The following is a 19,807-nucleotide window of genomic DNA, read 5'->3' on the forward strand; positions in this document are numbered from 1 at the left end:
GTCTGCTGGACCTGTCAGGCCGGAACGGTCAGGGGGAGATCGACGGGGGGCTGGAGGGGGCTGGCGGCGCTCTGGCGTTCGACCGAGATGATGCCACGGTCGCCATCGATCTCGACGATATCGCCGGTGCGGATCTGGGCTGTGGCCGTGCGGGTATTGACCACGGCCGGAATGCCGAATTCGCGCGCCACGATCGAGCTATGCGACAGCGCCGAACCGATATCGGTGATCACGCCGCTGGCCAGCGTGAACAGCGGCGTCCATGAGGCATCGGTAAAGCGGGCCACCAGAATCTCGCCCTTCTTGAAGCTTTGCGCCTGATGCGGCAGATCGGTGATCACGCGGGCGGTGCCCACGGTGATGCCGGGGCTTGCGCCCATGCCGTTCAGCTGCCCATCTTCCGCGATTTTCACGCTTTCGGCGGGTTGCGGGACATAGCCGCCCAGCAGGGCCATCGGCGGCTCTTCCGAGCGCAGGTTGATCAGGTTCTCGCGGCGGTTGGCCATGATCAGCGCCGGAGGGAAGGCCTCCTGCGCGGTTTTGCGGCCTGCCACGTAATCGCGGAACAGGGCAAAGTCGATATAGGGCAAATCGGACTGTTTGAGGATATTCTGCCGTTCCAGCCGACCCAGAACCTCGACGATGATCCGGCGATAGAACCATGTCTCGCAAATGAAGGCAGGGCGCACCGTCTCGCGCAGATCGGCCATTTTCGCATAGGTCTTGATAATGAAGCGCAGCTTCATCCGGTCCTTGCGCGACAGGCTGGCCATCAGCGCCTCGGTATCGGCCCCGCGCAGGGTCTCGCTCTGGGCCATGATGGCATCGACATCCACGGGGTTTTCCAGATAGAGCCGGATCACATCGAAGATATAACAGGGATCATCGGCCCAGCGGGGCAGGGTCAGCTCGAATTCCTGCCGCCCGCGCGAGCCGAATTCCTCCATGAACGTCTTGAACGCGCCGGTCAGAAAGGCGCGGCCCTCGGCGGTGCTGTCCAGCGCCCTGCCCAGATCGGCGCTGGGGGTGCGGCGGATCAGGTCGGCAAGGGCGGGCTGAGCGCGCACGGTTTCCGTAAGGGCCGCGATGCCGCGTGTGACCTCGATGGTGCGCAGATTGTTGAGCGAGGCCTTGATCCGGTTTTCCAGCCCCTTGCCCTGCGTTTTGAACAGTTTCTGGCAGGTCTCGGCCAGCGCATCATAAAGCGCGAAGCTCTGCAGGAAAAAGGGCATATAGGCCGCGCAGGCCGCGCGGAAGGCGATATCGATACGCTCCAGTTCGGCATTCAGTTCGGGCAGGCTCATCTGTGGCAGGTCCAGCGCCAGAGAGGCGGCGGTGCGGGCCTTGCGCTGTTGGACCATCGCCTGGGCGGTTTTGTCGGCCGTGCGCAGGTTATGCACCTGCTGGCGGGCCCAATGCCCGACCGCCCGCAGATATTCCAGCCCCTTGGGCGGCACGCCATAGGGGTTGGTATGGGCGCGCAGATCCACATCGTCGGTGGCGTAGCGCTGGGTGAATTTACGCATGTCGCGGGTCGGCGGGCATTGCGTGAGCATGAAGGCCGAGGCGGAGATGTTCAGATAGACATGGCCGCGCACATACCCCATGAAGGTATGCGGTTCGAGAAGCTTGCGCAGGCCCATCGTTTTGACCGCCGGCCCGTGGATATGGTTCTGGTAGAAGCGGCAGAAGGACAGGCCCAGCGGCGACATCAGGCCGGTCACGATCTCGCCGGTATCCATCCGCGAGAACAGCGCGTTTTCACGGCGCTCGGGGTCGGTCTCGTCGCTATCGGCATAGACCTTCGTGTTCTGGTCCTGTGCCAGTGTGGTGATCGGGCGGGCCTGCAGGATCCAGAGCGTGTCCCCCTGTATGGCCCATTCGATATCGAGATCCAGCCCCGCATAGGCGGCAGAGCGCATAAGCCGGTCGGCCAGCCCCGCCAGTCTGCAGGCGGTGTCTTCCGACAGGGTCGGGCTGTCAATCTTGTGGGCGGGCGTCTCGACAAGGGCGATGCCGCCACTGCGCTGGGGCAGGGTGCTCATGGTCTTGGCGCGGATGGTATGCGAGAGCAGTGTCAGGCTGTCGCGGGCCACGATATAACTGTCGGTGCTGACCTGACTGGAGACCAGCCCCTCGCCCACGCCCCATGCGGCTTCGATCCGCATGGTCTGGGCGTTATTGGCCATCGGGTCCTGCGTGAACAGCACACCCGCAATATCGGCATCCACCATATGCTGCACGACAACCGCAATCAGCGGCGCGCTGCTGTCTTCGGCGCGCTGTTTGGCATAGCTTTGTGCCGCGCCGTTGAAATAGGACGCCCAGCAGGCGCGCATGGCGGCGATGACCGCGTCGGCGCCGCGCAGGTTCAGGCAGGTCAGAAACTGCCCCGCATAGGAGCTTTGCGCGGAATCCTCGGCGGCGGCAGACGAGCGGACCGCCACCGGCCGGTCGCCCCAACGCGCATAGGCCGCGCGGAGATCGGCCTCCAGATCGGCAGGAAGGGCCGCGGATGTGACCTTGCCCGCAATCTCGGGATCTTGCGGATCAAGCCGGTTGGCTTGCAGAAAATGCGTGAAGGCCTCGGTCGTGATACAGAAGGCCTCTGGCACCGGCAGACTCTCGGCCACCATCTTGTTCAGTGACAGGGCTTTGCCGCCAAGCAGGCTGCGCTGATCGGGGGCCCGTCCGTCAAGCTGGTGTATAAACATCTTGCGGTGTCTCCTTGTATACGCGGGTAGAGCCAGCGCGCTCGGCGCGTTGGGGGGGGATGGCAAGATGGGTGATCAGATACTGGGCGGCCTGATGTCCGGCCTCCATCGCGGATTCCAATGCGCCGACCCCGACGCTGTCCTGATTGGCGAATGTGATCGCGCCCAGAGGCTGGCTGGCCTGTTTGAACAGATCGCGTGCCACCTGACCGGGGCGGGGGGACACAAGCCCGCGTGGCCAGCGATGCAGCCAGACCATCTCCAGCAGGGTCTCTTCAACGCCGATGGCCCGCAGCGCCCGCCGGACCTCGGCCTCGGCGGCCTGCCGTAGCTGTGCGGGCGGGTCATTGGCCAGCCGTCCCTGATCGGCGCGCTGCGGCACGGGTTTCAGGAAGGTCAGGCCGCCGCGCTCGGTCTGCGCCCCGAAGGCCGACCAGCTGGCATTCACGATGCCCCCCGCCTGACAATAGCTGCCGGGTTGGGCGCGCGGGGCCGTGTCGCCAATGAAATAACCGCCGAAGGTCTCGGTCCAGATCGGCTGGGACAGCTCGGCATTGACGATAGCGTAATCCGAATATTCGATCTCGCGCATGGCCGAAAGCTGGCCGACCGGCAACCCCTGCACGATCTGCATCGCGACATCCTTGGGCGTGGCCACCACGACGCCGTCGAAGGCGAAGATGCGGTCCTGACCGCCTTCGTTGACGCAGAGGCTATAGCGGCGCTCGTTCTGCGAGACCTCCGACACGGCGGCCTCCAGATGCAGGGTGAAGCGCTGGGTCTGCGACAGATGCTCCAGCAGACGGCGGGCCACGGCGCCGTTTCCGCCACGACAGCTGAACAGGTCGCCGCGCAGATAGCCTACAAGGAAATGCAGGCCGACATAGGCCGAACAGTTGCTCAGCAACAGCCCCTCGACCGCCAGTGTCGTGGTGATGACCGTGCGGGCAAGCGCACCGATCTTTGCGGGCGGTTGCAGATGTCGGGGCAGCGCCTGCCGCGCGGCGGGATCGAACAGGAACTGCTCTATGCTCAGACGGTCGAGCCGTTCCATATCCTCGCGCGAGATACCGCAGCTTTCCGTCCAGGGCAGGGCAGGGTAGCTGCCCCCGTCCGGCGCGAGGCGGTCCAGAAAAGTATAGAGATCATGGAAGATCGGATCCCCGAGTGACTTGTCCGCCTTGACCAGCGGCTGGTTCGTCAGGCTGGCAAGGCAGAGCTTGGCGGTCAGCCCCCAGAGCTTCGGGTCCAGAAGCGATCTGGGATGCTTGAGGCAGGCCAGAGTGATTGTCGGCAGGCTGCGGACCAAAGCCGAGGTGCGGAACAGCACCTGCATGGAGCGCGTCGTCGAGTGACAGCTGTCGCGCAGCCCGATCTCCCGCAGCAGGGTGTCCGTATCCGAACCCGGTGCCGGAAAGCGAAAGCACGAGCCCGCCGTCGGGAATTCCAGATGGCCATGCGTTTCCAGCCAGGCATTGCCGCCGGGGCTCGAGGCGGCCTCGTAAAGGGTCACCCGCGCGCCCGCCTTGATCAGCTCGTAGGCGGCCCGCAGCCCCGAAAGGCCCGCGCCGACCACGGCAATATGGGGAAGCCCCGGATCGACAAGGGGCAGGACCCGCGGGGCTGTGTCTGGAAATATGCGCCGGTCCACGGTCTATTCCTTGATAAGCGAGGGGTGGGAGTGGGCACGGGGGGCCGCAAGCGCCCGCCACAGCACCAAGAGCGTGACCGCAAAGAAGGGCGCATCGACCAGTAGGATGGCGGGAATGGCACTAAAAAGAAATGTCACGAAACAGCTGAACAGGACGAGCTGGATCAGGCAGGCCACGACCAGATAGCGGTTGGTCAGGAAAGCCAGCCCCGTCAACCCGAGGGCCAGCCCCACAAGGGTTGTCACCAGCGCGACATGTGCGACGATAAAGGCGCTGAGCGGCCCGAGCAGGTTGGCGGCATTGGCGGCGGCCATCAGTTCGAGCGTGGCGGCAACATCCTCGACCTGCGGAAAGGCTTTGGCGATGCCAGCGGCCAGGCATAATCCGCCAGAGATCCAGCGGGCATAATCGACAAGATCACGCGGTTTTTTCTGCCCCATAACGTCCTCAACCGTTACCACTACGTCGCCAAAGATCAACCTTAAGCTGAGTCGTCCGGCGGCGATTTCTGCGCCATGAAGGCGTAAAGTTTTGGTTAACAAAACCACCAAAATTGGTTATTTATCATTAAATCACGGATAACTAATAAAAATTATGGATGAGATATTTCGATATCGACTTCCGGTGGCGCAAGCTCTGCGAAGTGACGTAGTGACCTAAAGTTGTATCATGTCAGGTTATAAGCACTTTTCGGCTTTTGCGGCGCGACGACCTCGGACTGAACCCTCGTGTCAAACTGGAGCCGACCGAATGCGTACCGTTGTGATCAATGCTTTGAATTTGGGGAAATTCCACCGCTATTGGCTGGAGCATTTCCAGCTCCGCCGTCGCATTTTCGTGGAACGTCTCGAATGGGATCTGCCGGAGGACGGGGATCTGGAATTTGACAGCTTCGACACACCTGCCGCCCATTATGTGGTGGCGCTGGACGAGGATGACCATGTTTGCGCCCTGTCGCGTCTGGTGCCGACAACCTCGCCCTATATGATCGAGACGCTCTGGCCGGAATGGCCCGGACCGGCCTGTCCGAAATCCCCGAAGATCTGGGAAGCGACAAGGTTTGGCTGTTCTGCCGAGTTGAATGCCGCACAGCGTAAGGATGCGATCAGCTCGCTTTTCCGGACAATCTATGAATTCGGCCAGAACCGTGATCTGGACCATTTCCTGATGGTCATGCCGCAATTCATTTTCGAAAGGCTGATCCGTCGCGCCGGATATGACGTGGATTATATCGGTGATGCGCGGAAATTCGACGGGGTGCCGACCCGATTGGGGCGCGTGAATATTGCGCAAGCGCAGATGCCGCACATGCCGGTCCTGCGTCCGGATTATCCGGCAACGCTGCTGCACCACAACGCCTGACAGGCATCACAAAGTGCCATAATGCGAATTCTTTAGTGTCGGCAGAAGTGTGCGTGACTGTGTTGCGGTTAAACCTCTTGTAATAAGGGTCGTTCCCAAGCGACGAGCAAAGCTTGCCTCCAAATACCGGTCTTTTTGGCGGAATTTTCAATCTCCAGCATTTACTGCTCGCATTTTCACTCGGAGACGAGTGATCGCTCAATCCGGCTGAAGATAGGGAACAAAAATCCGCTTCAATGGTGTAATTGCCCGATAGCGGGGCGACAAGTTTTCATAATTTTCCATAACCAGTTCGACCAATTGATCTCCGCCAATCAGTCGTAGCTTGGCCCTGTTGCGTTCCTACTCGACCGCCCCATTGGTATAGGAACCAAAATTTACGAAAAGGCCATATTCTCCGTCCCCCAAGGTGGCAAGAAGTCGGTCAACATCAGGGTGGAGGGCTGGCTGGTTGTGCGCTTGCATTGAACCTTTACGATGGGCGGCTGAAAGCCCAAAAGATCCATATGCGCGATCACGTCGCCCCCTCCGTCGCCCGACTTCGGGGGCACGCGTGTGGTGTAACCCATGCATTCTAAAAGACGGGCTATAAACTCCTCAAATTGGTGCCCTGAGAGATCACTCATTAGCCGTTTGATGGCAAAGTCACTGGTACTGGCCTCGGCCTGTATGGCTGCAGAAGCGGTGGCGGTGTCATTATCGGTAACTTCGTCTTCAGCTTCATCAGTGATGACTGGCGTACTCCCCAGCTGCACCTTTAAGAGGAACTCTGAAGCATGCCTCTTCACTCTGAACAGCGTCAGGAGAGAGCCAATTTCGTGCAAAGCTGCTTAGCTGAATTTATCTCTTGGAAAACGCCCTTGCCATGTCACATCCCGTAGCGTCGGGTCGAGCCCGCGCTCGATCAGCGCCTGCAGGATGCGCTCGTTATGGGTCGAGGTCGAGACGCTGGTGATGACCAGAAGCACGGTCAGCTCGGCAATGCAATCGGGCGGGCCCGCGATATAGCCGCAGCGGAAACTCCCCGCGAGCGTTTTAGAGAAGCTCCCCACATGGAGGACCGACTTCAGTCCGTTAAGTGCCGCCAGACGCGGCTGGTCCTGCGCGATGAGATCGGCCCGCGGGTTGTCATCGATGATGGTCATCCTCGTAGCCGTCATGTGATGCAGGATGGCGAAAGCATTGGCAGCGAGATCGAGCTGCCTGTGGGGTTATGCAGGAGCGACTGGGTGAAGAAAAGCCCCGCCCCACTCTGGCCTGTGTCTGCGCGAAGGCCAGAGTGGGGCGGGGCCATCGGCGTCGCGCGGCACGCCGATGATGCGGGCACCGGCGAGCTTGAGCTTGGCAAAAGCGGATAATAGCCCGGATCATCGACCAGCACCGCATCGCCGCGCCTGACATGGCGACGGATGACCAGATCGAGCGCGTGATTGGCACCATGGGTCATCAGGATCTGCTCGGGGCGGCGGGGGATGGCGCGTTCGGCGAGCGTGGTGGCGATGCGCTGGCGCAGCGGCAGAAAACCCTGAGCGGTATTGTAATTATAGCTGTCGCTCGTCGAGATCCTGACCTGCGGGAGGCTTGCGCGCAACTGGCTGTCTGTCCTCGAGCCAGTCCGGCGGGAGCCGGCCATCGCCCGGACGGATCGCGAGGCGTTTCTCGAGCTGTTCGGTCAGTAGCGCCGTGCCATAATGAACCTGACCTCTTTTCCAAGCCTCGTAAGCTTGCGGCCCCAAGAATGAGCGCCTGAACAGGCCTCCATTACCACAAGGCAGGGTGAAAGCTTGGCAAAGAACTCTAGGATCAGGACCTCGCCGGAGCTTGTTGCGAGAGATCTCTTTGTCAGCGATATCGGGCCGATGAATTTGAAACACATACTTCGCCAGATCCAGTCCGACCGTGATAATCCCAGACACGACCGTTTTCCAATATGGATTATCGCGATCCCACCTTCGTTCATAAATGCCGTCGGGGGGGCGGTTACATCATCAACACCGTGGCATTCCTGAATTGTTCATAAGGGGCATTTTAGCTATGCCGCTACACAAGATATGGCGATTAATCGGCATTATGTAAACCAATTCACCTAAACCGTGCGTGGGCGCACGAACTTCCGCCTAGAGACCTTCTGTCAGGAAGATCTCGGCATGGCAGGCACCTGCACGCGCGGCGCGGGCCGCGCGGTATTCGGGCGAGTCATAACAGGCGCGCGCCGTGGCCATATCCGCGAATTCGATCACCACATGGCGTTCCCATTCGGGGCCTTCCACGCTGTGGGTGTGGCCACCCCGTGCCAGAAACACCGCGCCATATTTCCGGAACGCCGCCGGTGCCAGATCCTGATAGCCGGTATAGGCTTCGGGGTCTGTGACGGTGACGCGGGCGATCCAATAGGCTTTGGCCATGCGGTTTCTCCTCAAGTGCCGGATGTTTGGGCTAGCAGTTTCTGGGCGATGGCCGATGCATCGGTGACATGCTCTTCCACGGCGCGTCGCGCGGCCTGTGGATCATGGGCGGCGATGGCCTCGCAGATTTTGCGCATATGGCTTGGACCGGATGTCGCGCGGTCGTCGCTGGTGAGCGTCATGATCCGCAGTCGCGAGATACGGCTGTTGAGGCGGCTGACCACTTCCCATGCAATCGTGTGCCCTGCGCCTTCAAAGATCACCTCGTAAAATCGTGTGGTGGCTTTGAACAGGGCCGAGCTTTCCTTCTGGAGCGCGGCAGATTCCAGCTCCGCCAGTGCCTGCCGCAGGCGGCGTTCCTGCGCCGGTGTCATATTGCGCGCGCAGGCCTCGGCGGCGTCGGTTTCCAGCTTGCGACGGATGTCATAGATCTGGCGGGCATCATCCCATGTCATCCGCGCGACGATCGGGCCACGATTGGGCACATGCTCGACCAGTCCTTCCGCATCGAGATAGCGCAGGCTCTCGCGCACCACCGTCCGGCTGACGCCAAGCTGTTCGCACAGCACGCGCTCTATCAGCCGGTCTCCCGGTTTGAACACGTCATTGATGATCGCGTCACGCAGCCGGTCCAGCACCACTTCGCGCAGGGTGACAGGCTGTTGGTCGATCTTATTCAGGCCAAGATTTGTCATGCCCCTTCGTAACAGAGCCACGGCGCAACGACAAGCTTGATTGTAAGATTGTATTACGGTATCCCATGAGTCCATAATACTAAAAAATATCCAACTGGGAGCGTTCAATGCCTGCTGAGATTCGCAAGACATTGCTGCATATCGAAGACACGCTGATCGAGGGCGGAAAGGTGGCCGAGACCCCCTTGCGCATGATCGCGGCCATTGCGGTTATCCGTAACCCTTGGGCAGGAAAGGGTTTTGTTGAAGACCTCCGCCCTGAAATCCTTGATTGCGCACCGGGTCTCGGGGCCCTACTGACCAAGATGATCCTTGAGGCCGCAGGTGGCGGCGACAGGGTCGAGGGCTATGGCAAATCGGCCATCGTCGGCCTGAATGGCGAGGTCGAACATGCCTCGGCGCTGATCCATACGCTGCGCTTTGGCAACCACTACCGCGAAGCGGTCGGTGCGAAATCCTATCTGGCCTTCTGCAATACGCGCGGTCCGGCCAATGCCCCCCTTTATATCCCGCTGATGGACAAGAATGATGGCGGCCGTCGCAGCCATTATCTGACCATGCAGCTGTCGGTGGCCGATGCCCCCGCCGCAGACGAGATCGTCATCGCGCTGGGGGCCTCGATCGGTGGCCGTCCGCATCACCGCATTGGTGACCGCTATCAGGATCTGAAGGAGATGGGTGGCGATGTCGACAACCCTGCATCTGTCTGAGCGTCTGGGGACGCTCGGGGTTACAGAGGCAGGGACAGGCGCGCCATTGGTGCTGATCCACGGCGTCGGGATGAACTCCGCCGCTTGGGGTCCGCAGGTTGACGCCTTGGCGGGGCGCTATCGGGTGATTGCGCTTGATATGCCCGGTCATGGGCGGTCTTCCCCCCTGCCCGACGCCGCCCGCCTGCCTGATTTTGTGGACTGGCTGCATCAGGTGCTCAAGGCGCTGGATCTGGGGCCGGTCAATCTGGCGGGCCATTCGATGGGGGCGCTGGTCTGTGGTGGCATGGCGGTCGAGCATCCCGATCAGGTGGCGCGGGTCGCGCTTCTGAACGGGGTCTTCCGCCGTGACGTGGCGGCTCGCGAGGCGGTGATTGCCCGTGCCGCCCTCATTGCCAAGGGTGTCTTCGATCTGACCACACCGCTTGCGCGCTGGTTTTCGGATGCTCCGGAAGAACAGGCGGTGCGGGCGCAGGTGGCGGATTGGCTGCGTGCGGTTGATCCCAGAGGCTATGCCACCGCCTATCGGGCCTTTGCCGAAGGCGACAGTCTCTATGCCGACAGGTTCGGCCAGATCCGCTGCCCGCTGCTGGCCCTGACCGGATCGGGCGACCCCAATTCGACCCCTGCAATGGCCGAAGCCATGGCCAAGGCCGCGCCCTATGGGCACGCGCTGACCATCGAAGGCCAGCGCCATATGGTCAATCTGACGGACCCTGCGCGGGTGAATGCCGCGCTGGAGGAATGGCTTGCAACACCGGTTCTCGGGGAGGTCGTACCATGACCGCAATCGATCCACGCGCCCTACGCGACGCATTTGGCGCCTTCATGACCGGTGTGACCGTGGTCACGACCCATGACGGCACCGGCAATCCTTTGGGGTTTACGGCAAATTCTTTTACCTCGGTGTCGCTGGACCCGCCGCTTCTGCTGGTCTGTCTGGCCAATAGCTCGCGCAATTATCAGGCCTTTACCCAAGGGCGGGGTTTTGCGGTGAATATCCTTGCCGAAGACCAGAAGGATATTTCCAACACCTTTGCCAGACCCTCCGAGGACCGCTTCCGCGATCTGCATTGGTGGCCCGGGCCGCATGGAGCGCCCGTGATCGGTGATGTCTCTGCATGGTTTGATTGCGCGCTGCACCAGATCATCGAGGCGGGCGACCATGTGATCTTGCTTGGCCGTGTCGAGGCGTTTGACACAAGCCCCGCCTCCGGACTGGGCTATGCCCGTGGGGCCTATGTGCGCCCGCAGGTGGAGACCAAGGCGCTCGACAGGATCGAGGCTGGGGTCGAGGTCAGGGTCTCGGCGCTGATCCGGCAGGGCGAGCGTGTTCTGCTGGTCAATGACCGGGAGGGCGGTCTGACCCTGCCGGAAGTCAAGGTCGGGGCGGAAGGGGTCTCGGCGGCGCTGGCGCGACTGCTTGCCGCCACGGGGCTCAACGCCCAGCCGGGATTTCTCTATGCGGTCTATGAAGATACCGCCAGATCGTGCCAGCATATTACCTTTCACTGTGATGCCGAAGGAGAGGCGCCCGCGCTTGGCGCCTTTACCGAACTCGTCCCGTCGACATTGATGGATCTTGCCGATCCAGCCACCTGCCAGATGCTCAAGCGCTTCGTCGAGGAAGCCCGCATCGGCAGCTTCGGGGTCTATTACGGAAATCAGACCAGCGGCGAGGTCCGCGGGGTCTTTGCCGGGAGCTAACGGTATGAAATTCTCGCTTTTCGCGCATATGGAGCGCATCTCTTCCGAAGATAACCAGAAACAGCTTTACGACGAATTCATCGAACTGTGTAAGATTGCCGATGAGGGCGGCATGCATGCCATCTGGACGGGCGAACATCACGGGATGAATTTCACCATCGCGCCCAACCCGCTGCTCAGCCTTGTGGATGTGGCGCGCCATACGAAGACCGTGCGCCTTGGCACCGGCACGGTGATTGCACCCTTCTGGCATCCGATCCGGCTGGCAGGCGAGGCCGCGATGGCCGATATCATCACAGAGGGTCGGCTGGATCTGGGCATTGCCCGCGGCGCCTATACATTTGAATATGACCGGATGATGCCGGGTTTGGATGCTTGGGGCGCGGGCCAGCGCTTGCGCGAACTGATCCCTGCGGTCAAGGCGCTGTGGAAGGGCGATTACGCGCATGAGGGCGAATTCTTCCAATTCCCCAAAACCACCTCGGCACCGCTGCCTTTGCAGGAAAACGGCCCGCCGATCTGGGTGGCCGCCCGCGACCCCAATAGCCATGAATTCGCCGTGGCCAATGGCTGCAACGTGCAGGTCGCGCCTTTGTGGAAGGGCGAGGAAGAGGTCCAGCATCTGATCGACACGTTCAACGAGGCCTGCGCCAAAAATCCGCAGGTGCCGCGCCCCAAGATCATGCTGTTGATGCATAGCTATGTCGCCGAGGATGCGGCAGATGCGAAACAGGCGGCGAAAGAATTCAACCGCTTCTACAATTACTTCGGCGCATGGTTCATGAATAAGCGCGAGATCACCCAAGGGCTGATCAAACCGCTAAATGAGGAAGAAATCGCAGCCCATCCCTTCTATACCCCCGAGGCGATGGAGCGCGATCTGGTCATCGGCACCCCCGATCAAGTCATCCAGCGCCTCCGCCACTACGAGGCGCAGGGCTATGACGAATATTCCTTCTGGATCGATTCCAGCCAGAGCTTCGAGCGGAAAAAGGCCTCGCTGTTGCGGTTCATCAACGAGGTGATGCCCGCCTTCCAGAAGGAGGGGGCCGATGCGGAGCTTTCAGCAATACATTAACGGCCAGTTCGAAGACGCCAGCGCGCAATTCGAAAGCCTTGATCCGTCTACGGGCCAGCCTTGGGCTTTGATGCCTGAGGCCAAGGCCGATGATGTCAACCGCGCGGTCGAAGCCGCCCATCGCGCCTTTCTGGCGCCCGAATGGGCGGGCATGACCGCAAGCGCACGCGGCAAGCTACTGCTGCGGCTGGCCGATCTGATCGCGGAAAACGCGCAGGTGCTGGCCGAACTTGAAACCCGCGACACCGGCAAGATCCTCCGCGAGACCCGCGCCCAGATCGCCTATGTCGCTGAATATTACCGTTATTACGCCGGTCTGGCCGATAAGATCGAGGGCGCGCATCTGCCCATCGACAAGCCCGATATGGAGGTCTGGCTGCGCCGTGAGCCTATCGGTGTGGTGGCGGCTGTGGTGCCTTGGAACTCGCAGCTGTTCCTGTCGGCGGTGAAGATCGGCCCTGCTTTGGCGGCGGGCTGCACGATGGTGCTGAAAGCCTCGGAAGAGGGTCCGGCGCCGATGCTGGAATTCGCGCGGATCTTCGATCAGGCGGGCTTCCCCAAGGGTGTTCTGAACATCCTGACGGGCTTTGGCGCAGACTGCGGGTCGGTTCTGACCAGCCACCCCAAGGTCGCCCATGTGGCCTTTACCGGCGGGCCGGAAACCGCGCGGCATATCGTGCGGAACTCGGCGGAAAACCTTGCCTCGACCTCGCTGGAACTGGGCGGGAAATCGCCCTTTATCGTCTTTGACGACGCCGATCTGGACAGCGCCGCCAATGCGCAGGTCTCGGGGATTTTCGCGGCCACGGGGCAAAGCTGTGTCGCAGGCTCGCGGCTTTTGGTGCAGAATTCGGTCAAAGAGGCGTTTCTGGAAAGGCTCAAGGCCAAGGCCGAAGCCTGCGTGATCGGTACGCCCGATGATATGGCGACCGAGATCGGCCCGCTCTGCACCAAACGCCAGCGCGACACGGCCCAAGCGCTGATCGCCCGTTCGCTGGAACAGGGGGCCAAGCTGGTGACGGGTGGTAAGGCCCCCGAGGGCGCGGGCTATTATTTCCCGCCCACCATATTGGATTGCTCGGCGGCGCGCGACGCCGAGTGTGTGACCCGCGAATTCTTCGGCCCCGTGCTGTCGGTCGTGGGCTTTGACACCGAGGAAGAGGCCATCGCGCTGGCCAATGACACGGCCTTCGGGCTGGCCTCGGGGGTATTTACCCGGAATCTGACACGGGCACACCGGATGATCCGGCAGATCCGTGCGGGGATCGTCTGGGTCAATACCTATCGCGCGGTCTCGCCTATGGCACCTTTCGGCGGGCACGGGCTTTCGGGCCACGGGCGCGAGGGTGGTCTGGCGGCGGCGCTGGATTACACCACCGTCAAGACTGTGTGGCTTCGGACCAGCGATGATCCGATCCCCGATCCTTTCATCATGCGCTGAGGCGTTGAAAGGCTGGGCGTGGCGCAGACCAGTGCCGCGCCTGTTGCAACAGGGAGAATGACAATGGCGCAACAGCCAGACAAGATCCCCGCGCCGCCTCGCGTCGCGGAACGCGGTCCCATGCGCGGATTGCATAATGGAATGAGTGTCGCGGCCAAGGTTATGGTGGCCGTCTTCGTGCTGTTCACGATCCTCAATCTGAATATGGCGACGGATGTGTTCGGAGCGATCCGTGCATGGGTCGAAAGCGTGCTGCGGTGGTATTATATCGCCACGATCCTCGCGATTCTGGCCGTTGCCCTGTATATCATGTGTTCGCGCTTCGGCGCGATCCGGCTGGGCGATGATGACAGCCGCCCCGAATTCGGCAATTTCTCGTGGTTCGCGATGCTGTTCTCGGCCTCCGTCTCGATCGGGATCATGTTCTTCGGTGTGGCCGAGCCGTTGTTCTATTTCGACAATACCGCCGCTTGGGGCTATCCCAACAATCCCTTTGCCGAGGCCGAGGGCCATCACGCCATGACGCTGGAGCGTGCGCTTGATGCAGTCCGCGTGACCAATTTCCACTGGGGGCTGCATGGCTGGGCGATCTACACGCTGACCGGTCTGGCGCTTGGCTATTTTGCCTATCGTAAGAAGCTGCCGCTGACCTTCCGCTCGGCGCTCTATCCGTTGCTGGGCCAGCGGATCTACGGGCCTTTGGGCCATGCGGTGGACCTGCTGGCGGTGTTTGGCACCGTCTTCGGCATCGCCACCTCGCTGGGGTTGGGGGCCACCCAGATGGTGCAGGGGCTGAACGTGCTGTTTGGCACCTCGACCGGAACCGGCATGCAGATCACGCTGGTGCTGCTGATCTCGGCGGTGGCCACGCTGAGCGCGGTGTCCGGCCTTGGTCGCGGCGTGCGGATCCTGTCGGAGTGGAATATCCTGCTTACTCTGCTGCTGGTGGCGTTTTTCTTCCTTGTCGGCCCCTCGGGCTGGCTGACGGATTTCCTGCTGAATTCGGTCGGGCAATATGTCACCCATTTCATTCCGATGGGATTCTGGACCGCCTCCGAGCCGGGCAATGTCAAATGGCAGGGCGGCTGGACGATCTTCTACTGGGGATGGTGGCTGAGCTGGGCGCCCTTTGTTGGCATGTTCATCGCGCGGATCTCCTATGGCCGCACGATCCGTCAGTTCATGTGTGGCGCGATGCTGGTGCCGACCTTTATCGCGTTTCTCTGGATCGTGATCTTCGGAGGCAACGCGCTCTATCAAGAGCTGACCGCACCGAATGGGGTGGGAACGGCGGGCCTTCTGGAGATGGTCAACAACTGGAATCTCGGCGGCACGCTTTACGCCACGATTGACGGTCTTGCGGGCAATGGCCCCTTGGCATGGGGCGTTTCGGCGCTGGCGACCTTCCTGCTGGCGACATGGTTCATTACCAGCGCCGATAGCGGCACGCTTGTGGTGACCACAATCCTGTCGATGGGCAATCCGCATCCGCCGACCCGCCACCGGATCATCTGGGGCGCGGCGCAGGGCGTGGTTGCGGCGGCCCTTCTGGCGGCAGGCGGCCTTTCGGCGTTGCAGACAGCCGCGATTGCCGCAGCCCTGCCGATCTCGGTGCTGGTGCTGTTGATGGCATTCGGGTTGCTGCGTTCGTTGCATCAGGACCCGAGCGCCCTGCCCGCGCCGCAGGGGGAGGCACCGGATGGGACGGTCTATAATGCCGACCTGAAGGCCTGACCGGAGATCGGCCGGAAACAGACCGGCAGCGCGGACCCTCCCGCGCTGCCGGTGACCTTATTTCGGGCTGGGGAGACGCAGGGTTCCAGCCAGCGCCTCGACCACCTCCGGCCCGATCATATCGGGATGGTGACAGTCGAACTCCATCCGCTCCAGCGTCTGGCAATAGCTGTCCCACAATCCGGCATGATGGCCTTGCGGATCGCCCCCCTGCCCCTGCGCGCCCCCCTGCCCGATCTGGTCCCGTAGCGCCGCCAGATGCAGCGTCGGGCAATGGACCTGCGGTTCGTGATGGTCGCGCACCAAGCGGTTGGTCGCCCGCACCGAGCGCATCACCCCCGCCAGAATGGCGGCGGGAAGCTGGGCCAGCGGGTGCTGACGGGCGGCAAGGAAGCCGGTGACCTCGGCGACCGTTTCCAGATGCCGGTGCGCTTCGGGGTCGAAGCCCGCAATGGCCAGAATGGCCCGCAGGGCGGTACCGTCATCGGGTTCGGGCTGATCGCGCCAGCAGGCCGAGGGATAGGCATCCATCAGCACCAGCCGTGCCAGCGGCCACCCCCGTCTCTCGGCTTCGGCGGCCATCGCATGCGCAATGATGCCGCCCAAAGACCAGCCCAGCAGATAGACCTTGCCCTCGCGCGGCCACAAAGCGGCGATTTCGTCAAGATAGCTGCGGGCCAGCGCGTTCAGATCGCCTTGCAGCGGGCCGCCGTGTTCCAATAGCGGCGATTGCAGCCCGTAGACCGTGGCTTCGGGCAGGCTTTGCGCCAGCCTGCGATAACACCATGCCAGACCGCCCGCAGGGTGGATGGCAAAAATGACAGGCCCCGTTGGCGCGCCCTTTTGCAAGCGCAAGACAGGTTTCGTGCCGTGATCTTGCGGCGCGGCGCTCCGGTTTGCGCCCTGATCCAGCACCTCTGCCAGATCGGCCAGAACCGGATGCTCGAGCAACACCCCCAGCCCCGGATCGCGACCGGTTTCCTCTTCGATGCGCAAAGACAGCCGGACCGCCCTGAGCGACTCCCCGCCCGCAAGGAAGAAATCCGTTTTGCGGTCGACCGGCTCGGGCAGCCCCAGAATTTCCGCATACAGCCGCGAGAGCAGGGTTTCGGTGCCTGCGCGGGGCAGTGCCTTGGTCTCGCCTGCCGTCGTCTGCGGTGCGGGAAGGGCCTTGCGGTCCAGCTTGCCACTGCTGTTCAGCGGCAGCGCGGGCAAGGTCAGGATATGGGCCGGTTGCATCATGGCAGGCAGCGCCGTCTCGAAGGCCTTGCGGATATCGGCCGCCGAGGCATCCTCGCGCGGGACCACATAGGCCAGCAGGCGCGCCTGCCCCGTTGCATCCTGATCGACGATCATCGCCACCTGTTTCAGACAGGGCGCCTGCGCCATGCGGGCCTCGATTTCGGCGGGTTCGATGCGCACCCCACGGATCTTGATCTGATGGTCGACCCGACCGGCAAAGGTCAGGCTGCCCTGCGCATCGGCGGTGACCAGATCGCCGGTATCATACATGATCGCCGTTCCGGTCGCGGTTTTCGGTGAAAACGGTGCGGCGGGGAACGGGTTGGGCACGAAACGCTCTTTGGTCAGATCGGGGCGGCCCAGATAGCCACGGGCAAGCTGCCCCCCCGCCAGATAGAGCCGCCCTGCCAGCCCGTCGGGCACGGGGCGCTGACAATGGTCAAGCACATAGCAGCCGGTGTTCCAGACCGGATGACCGATCGGGATCTGCGGGCCGTTTTGTGCCGGATCTGCCGGTGCATAGGTGACATCCACAGCCGCTTCTGTCGGGCCATACAGATTGTGCAGCGCCCCCGAGATACGCTGTGCGAACAGGCGGGCCAGACGTGTGGGCAGCGCCTCGCCGCTGGCAAAGACCCGCGCGATTGTCAGCCCTTCAGAGGCAGGGGCCGCCAGAAACAGCTCCAGCATGGAGGGCACGAAATGCAGGGTGGTGATCTTTTCGCGGCGGATGATCCCCGCCAGCGCCACAGGATCGCGATGCGCGCCGGGCGGGGCGACCACAAGGCTGGCCCCGCAGAGGAAGGGCAGGAAAAACTCCCAGACCGAGACATCGAAGGTTGCGGGAGTTTTCTGCAGGATCCGGTCTGCGGGTCCGAAACCATAGGTCTCGCGCATCCATAGCAGGCGGTTCACGATGGCACGGTGCTCGATCATCACACCTTTCGGTGCGCCGGTCGAGCCAGAGGTGAACAGCACATAGGCCAGATCGTCGGGGCCGGCAGGGCGCGGTGTGGTGCCTTTGCCGGGGCCGCCTGTCGTGGTCGGAGAGACGTGCTGCCAATCGACTTGTGACCAGTCGATCTGTGGCCAGTCGATCTGTGGACAGTCGCCGCAGGGGTAGCCGTCCTGCGCGATCACCGCCAGAGGCGCGACCTGTGCCAGAATACCGGCGCTGCGCGCGCTTTGGTCCTCGGGGTCGAGCGGTACATAGGCCGCCCCCGCGCGGATCACCGCCAGCAATGCCACGACCAGTTCGACCGAGCGCGGCAGGGCCACGGCGATGATCTGGCCCGGTCCGGCCCCGAGAGCGGCCAGATGCTGCGCCAGAGCCTCGGTGCGGGCATCAAGCTGGCGATAGCTCACCGCCTGATCACCGAAGCGCAGCGCGCAGGCGTCGGGGCTTCGGGCGATCTGCGTGGCGATGAGGTCCCAAAGCGTGGTCTCGGGCAGGGGATGGGCGGTTTGGTTGCGCGCGACCAGATGGGCCTGCGTTTCCTCTGCGGTCAGGGTCGGGACAAGGCGCAACTGCGGCGCAAGGGCGGCACGGGCCAGAAAACAGCCCAGACGCCGTGTCATCGTTTCGGTCTCTTCGGCGCTGTAGCGGGCATCATTGGCATCGATCTGCAGCAAAAGCCCTGTTTCGGGCGTGCCACGATAGCAGATGGTCAGGTCCTCGACCGAGCCCGCCGACAGGATCTGTAGCTGGCTTGTGCAACCGGAGAATGTCGGGCAGGCCTCGAAGGGCAGGATATTGATCAGCGGCCCCCAGAGCCTGCGCCCTGCCCCGATGCGCCCTGCCTCACGGGCCAGCAATTCGCCGCGATAACGGGGGTTGCGGCGCATTTCCGCCAGAGACCGGCCCACCTCCTGCAGCCAGTCCCCCAGCGGTGCGTCTTCCTGCACGCGCAGGGCAAGCGGCAGGACATTGACCTGTGTCGAGGGCACGCGGGCCAGCTTGCCCATACGGTTCTGCAATGGCAGACCGATCACCACCTCGTCGCTTTCCCCGCGTGAGACCAAGGGCAGATGGCGCCCCAGCCATGCGCCGGCCAGCCCGACCAGAACATCGGTCCAATGCACCCCCGCAATATGCGCGAGCTGCGCCAGATCGGCACAAAGCTCGGCGGAAAGCGGCAGTTCGTGGCGGTGGAACCATGTGCCGTCGCCCTGCCCGCCACGGGCGGCGATGTCTTCGACCTCGGGCAGAAGGCGGATTTTCTCCTGCCAGAACCGGTGCTGGCTCGCGCGGGCGGGGGAGGCGCGGAAGCGCGCATCTTCCTCGAAGGCGCGTGCAAGTGGCGGCAGCGGCGTGCCTGCGGGCTGCCCTGTGATACGGGCGTTGTAAAGCTGCGCCAGACGCTGGGTGATCTCCACCATCGCGCGGCCATCGGCGGCCAGATGGTGGATGCGCTCGGTCAGGATGTGGTGCTGGGGGGCGATCTGCCAGAGGGTGAAACTTGCCAGCGGATCGTGTGCCAGATCCAGCGGGCGGCGGGCCTCGGCCAGAAGGCGCGTCCGGAGGTCCGCTTCGGAGGGGGGCGTGTCGAAGGTGATGTGCTGCAGGCGTGGCGCAAAGGCCGGATCCAGCGATTGCTCGGGTTGTCCCGCGACCTGCCGGAACCGCAGCGACAGGCAGTGCGCCTCCTGCCCCAGTTCGGCCAGCGCCGCCTCAAGCTGGGCGCGATCCAGCGGCCCGTGCAGATGCAGCGCCTGCCCTGTCATGAAGGCGGGGTTATGCGGCATACGCGCTTGCGCATACCAGATCCCCTCCTGCGCCTCTGTCAGCGGCGACCAGAGCTGGACACCGCTATCCTGCGACAGATGGTCTTTCATGGCGCCGCCTCGACGATGGCCCAGAACTCGTTCAGGGTCTCGCATTCATACAGCCGCTCGACGGGCAGATCGGGCTGGGTTTCCTGCCAGAGCAGAAGCAGCCGCATCAGGGCGATGGAATCAAGCCCGAGATCGCCCAGATGGCCCTCGGGGTCGATCTCGTTGGCCGGCAGATCCAGAACACCGGCCAGATCATCCAGCATTTGGGCAAAGGTCAGGGTGTCGCGCATGA

The 19,807-nt window shown here is 62.6% G+C and carries 17 protein-coding genes; 7 read left to right on the forward strand and 10 right to left on the reverse strand.

The annotated features are described in order from the left end of the window. Nucleotides 1-14: 14 nt before the first annotated feature. The 3 genes from pigC to AC2ISB_RS16385 are packed head-to-tail and all read right to left on the reverse strand — an operon-like array spanning nt 15 to nt 4,806. Nucleotides 15-2,714, reverse strand: coding sequence for a prodigiosin ligase PigC (gene pigC / locus AC2ISB_RS16375; protein WP_486577242.1), 2,700 nt, complete (start codon nt 2,712-2,714; stop codon nt 15-17). Next, nucleotides 2,695-4,365 carry a protoporphyrinogen/coproporphyrinogen oxidase gene (locus tag AC2ISB_RS16380; protein WP_486577243.1) on the reverse strand — a complete coding sequence of 557 codons (1,671 nt, stop codon included), beginning with the start codon at nt 4,363-4,365 and terminating at the stop codon, nt 2,695-2,697. The genes pigC and AC2ISB_RS16380 overlap by 20 nt, the downstream gene beginning before the upstream one ends. Nucleotides 4,366-4,368: 3 nt before the next feature. Further along, nucleotides 4,369-4,806, reverse strand: coding sequence for a DUF6041 domain-containing protein (locus AC2ISB_RS16385; RefSeq protein ID WP_339109605.1), 438 nt, complete (start codon nt 4,804-4,806; stop codon nt 4,369-4,371). A gap of 310 nt (nt 4,807-5,116) precedes the next feature. On the opposite strand from AC2ISB_RS16385, the gene AC2ISB_RS16390 reads away from it, so the two are divergent. Beyond that, a complete protein-coding gene (locus AC2ISB_RS16390) occupies nt 5,117-5,728 on the forward strand; it encodes an acyl-homoserine-lactone synthase (protein WP_330647120.1) in 612 nt (203 codons plus the stop codon). A 377-nt stretch (nt 5,729-6,105) separates the two neighbouring features. Here the strand turns inward: AC2ISB_RS16390 and AC2ISB_RS16395 are convergent, their stop codons facing one another. From AC2ISB_RS16395 to AC2ISB_RS16415, 5 genes are all read right to left on the reverse strand, one after another. Further along, the gene (locus AC2ISB_RS16395) at nt 6,106-6,552 is read right to left on the reverse strand and encodes a restriction endonuclease (protein WP_486577245.1); all 447 of its coding nucleotides are present in this window, start codon (nt 6,550-6,552) and stop codon (nt 6,106-6,108) included. A gap of 6 nt (nt 6,553-6,558) precedes the next feature. Further along, nucleotides 6,559-6,873 (reverse strand): hypothetical protein, encoded by a 315-nt coding sequence (locus AC2ISB_RS16400; protein ID WP_486577246.1) that lies wholly within the window; start codon nt 6,871-6,873, stop codon nt 6,559-6,561. Nucleotides 6,874-6,884: 11 nt separating this feature from the next. After that, complete coding sequence (locus tag AC2ISB_RS16405; protein WP_486577247.1) at nt 6,885-7,319, reverse strand: aminotransferase class I/II-fold pyridoxal phosphate-dependent enzyme; 435 nt, start codon at nt 7,317-7,319, stop codon at nt 6,885-6,887. Between the two features lie 526 nt (nt 7,320-7,845). Continuing rightward, entirely contained in the window at nt 7,846-8,133 is a 288-nt protein-coding gene (locus AC2ISB_RS16410) for a DUF1330 domain-containing protein (protein ID WP_339109606.1), read from the reverse strand. A gap of 11 nt (nt 8,134-8,144) precedes the next feature. Next, on the reverse strand, nt 8,145-8,828 hold the full coding sequence (locus AC2ISB_RS16415) for a GntR family transcriptional regulator (RefSeq protein WP_339109607.1): 684 nt from the start codon (nt 8,826-8,828) through the stop codon (nt 8,145-8,147). Nucleotides 8,829-8,935: 107 nt separating this feature from the next. On the opposite strand from AC2ISB_RS16415, the gene AC2ISB_RS16420 reads away from it, so the two are divergent. From AC2ISB_RS16420 to AC2ISB_RS16445, 6 genes are all read left to right on the forward strand, one after another. Further along, nucleotides 8,936-9,538: an amino acid synthesis family protein gene (locus AC2ISB_RS16420; RefSeq protein ID WP_330647108.1), complete on the forward strand. Its 603-nt coding sequence runs from the start codon at nt 8,936-8,938 to the stop codon at nt 9,536-9,538. Beyond that, nucleotides 9,513-10,322 (forward strand): alpha/beta fold hydrolase, encoded by an 810-nt coding sequence (locus tag AC2ISB_RS16425; RefSeq protein ID WP_486577248.1) that lies wholly within the window; start codon nt 9,513-9,515, stop codon nt 10,320-10,322. Before AC2ISB_RS16420 ends, AC2ISB_RS16425 begins: the two co-directional genes overlap by 26 nt. Next, the gene (locus AC2ISB_RS16430; RefSeq protein WP_339109610.1) at nt 10,319-11,245 is read left to right on the forward strand and encodes a flavin reductase family protein; all 927 of its coding nucleotides are present in this window, start codon (nt 10,319-10,321) and stop codon (nt 11,243-11,245) included. The genes AC2ISB_RS16425 and AC2ISB_RS16430 overlap by 4 nt, the downstream gene beginning before the upstream one ends. Nucleotides 11,246-11,249: 4 nt before the next feature. Then, entirely contained in the window at nt 11,250-12,323 is a 1,074-nt protein-coding gene (locus tag AC2ISB_RS16435) for an LLM class flavin-dependent oxidoreductase (RefSeq protein ID WP_486577249.1), read from the forward strand. Beyond that, on the forward strand, nt 12,298-13,764 hold the full coding sequence (locus tag AC2ISB_RS16440) for an aldehyde dehydrogenase (protein ID WP_486577251.1): 1,467 nt from the start codon (nt 12,298-12,300) through the stop codon (nt 13,762-13,764). The genes AC2ISB_RS16435 and AC2ISB_RS16440 overlap by 26 nt, the downstream gene beginning before the upstream one ends. Before the next feature lie 63 nt (nt 13,765-13,827). Further along, the gene (locus AC2ISB_RS16445; RefSeq protein ID WP_486577252.1) at nt 13,828-15,498 is read left to right on the forward strand and encodes a BCCT family transporter; all 1,671 of its coding nucleotides are present in this window, start codon (nt 13,828-13,830) and stop codon (nt 15,496-15,498) included. A gap of 57 nt (nt 15,499-15,555) precedes the next feature. Here the strand turns inward: AC2ISB_RS16445 and AC2ISB_RS16450 are convergent, their stop codons facing one another. Continuing rightward, nucleotides 15,556-19,575, reverse strand: a complete 4,020-nt coding sequence (locus AC2ISB_RS16450) for an amino acid adenylation domain-containing protein (protein WP_486577253.1) — start codon at nt 19,573-19,575, stop codon at nt 15,556-15,558. Then, nucleotides 19,572-19,805, reverse strand: a complete 234-nt coding sequence (locus tag AC2ISB_RS16455; RefSeq protein ID WP_330647101.1) for an acyl carrier protein — start codon at nt 19,803-19,805, stop codon at nt 19,572-19,574. The genes AC2ISB_RS16450 and AC2ISB_RS16455 overlap by 4 nt, the downstream gene beginning before the upstream one ends. Nucleotides 19,806-19,807 lie beyond the last annotated feature (2 nt).

It is taken from the genome of Thioclava sp. NS-SX20 (assembly GCF_057380695.1).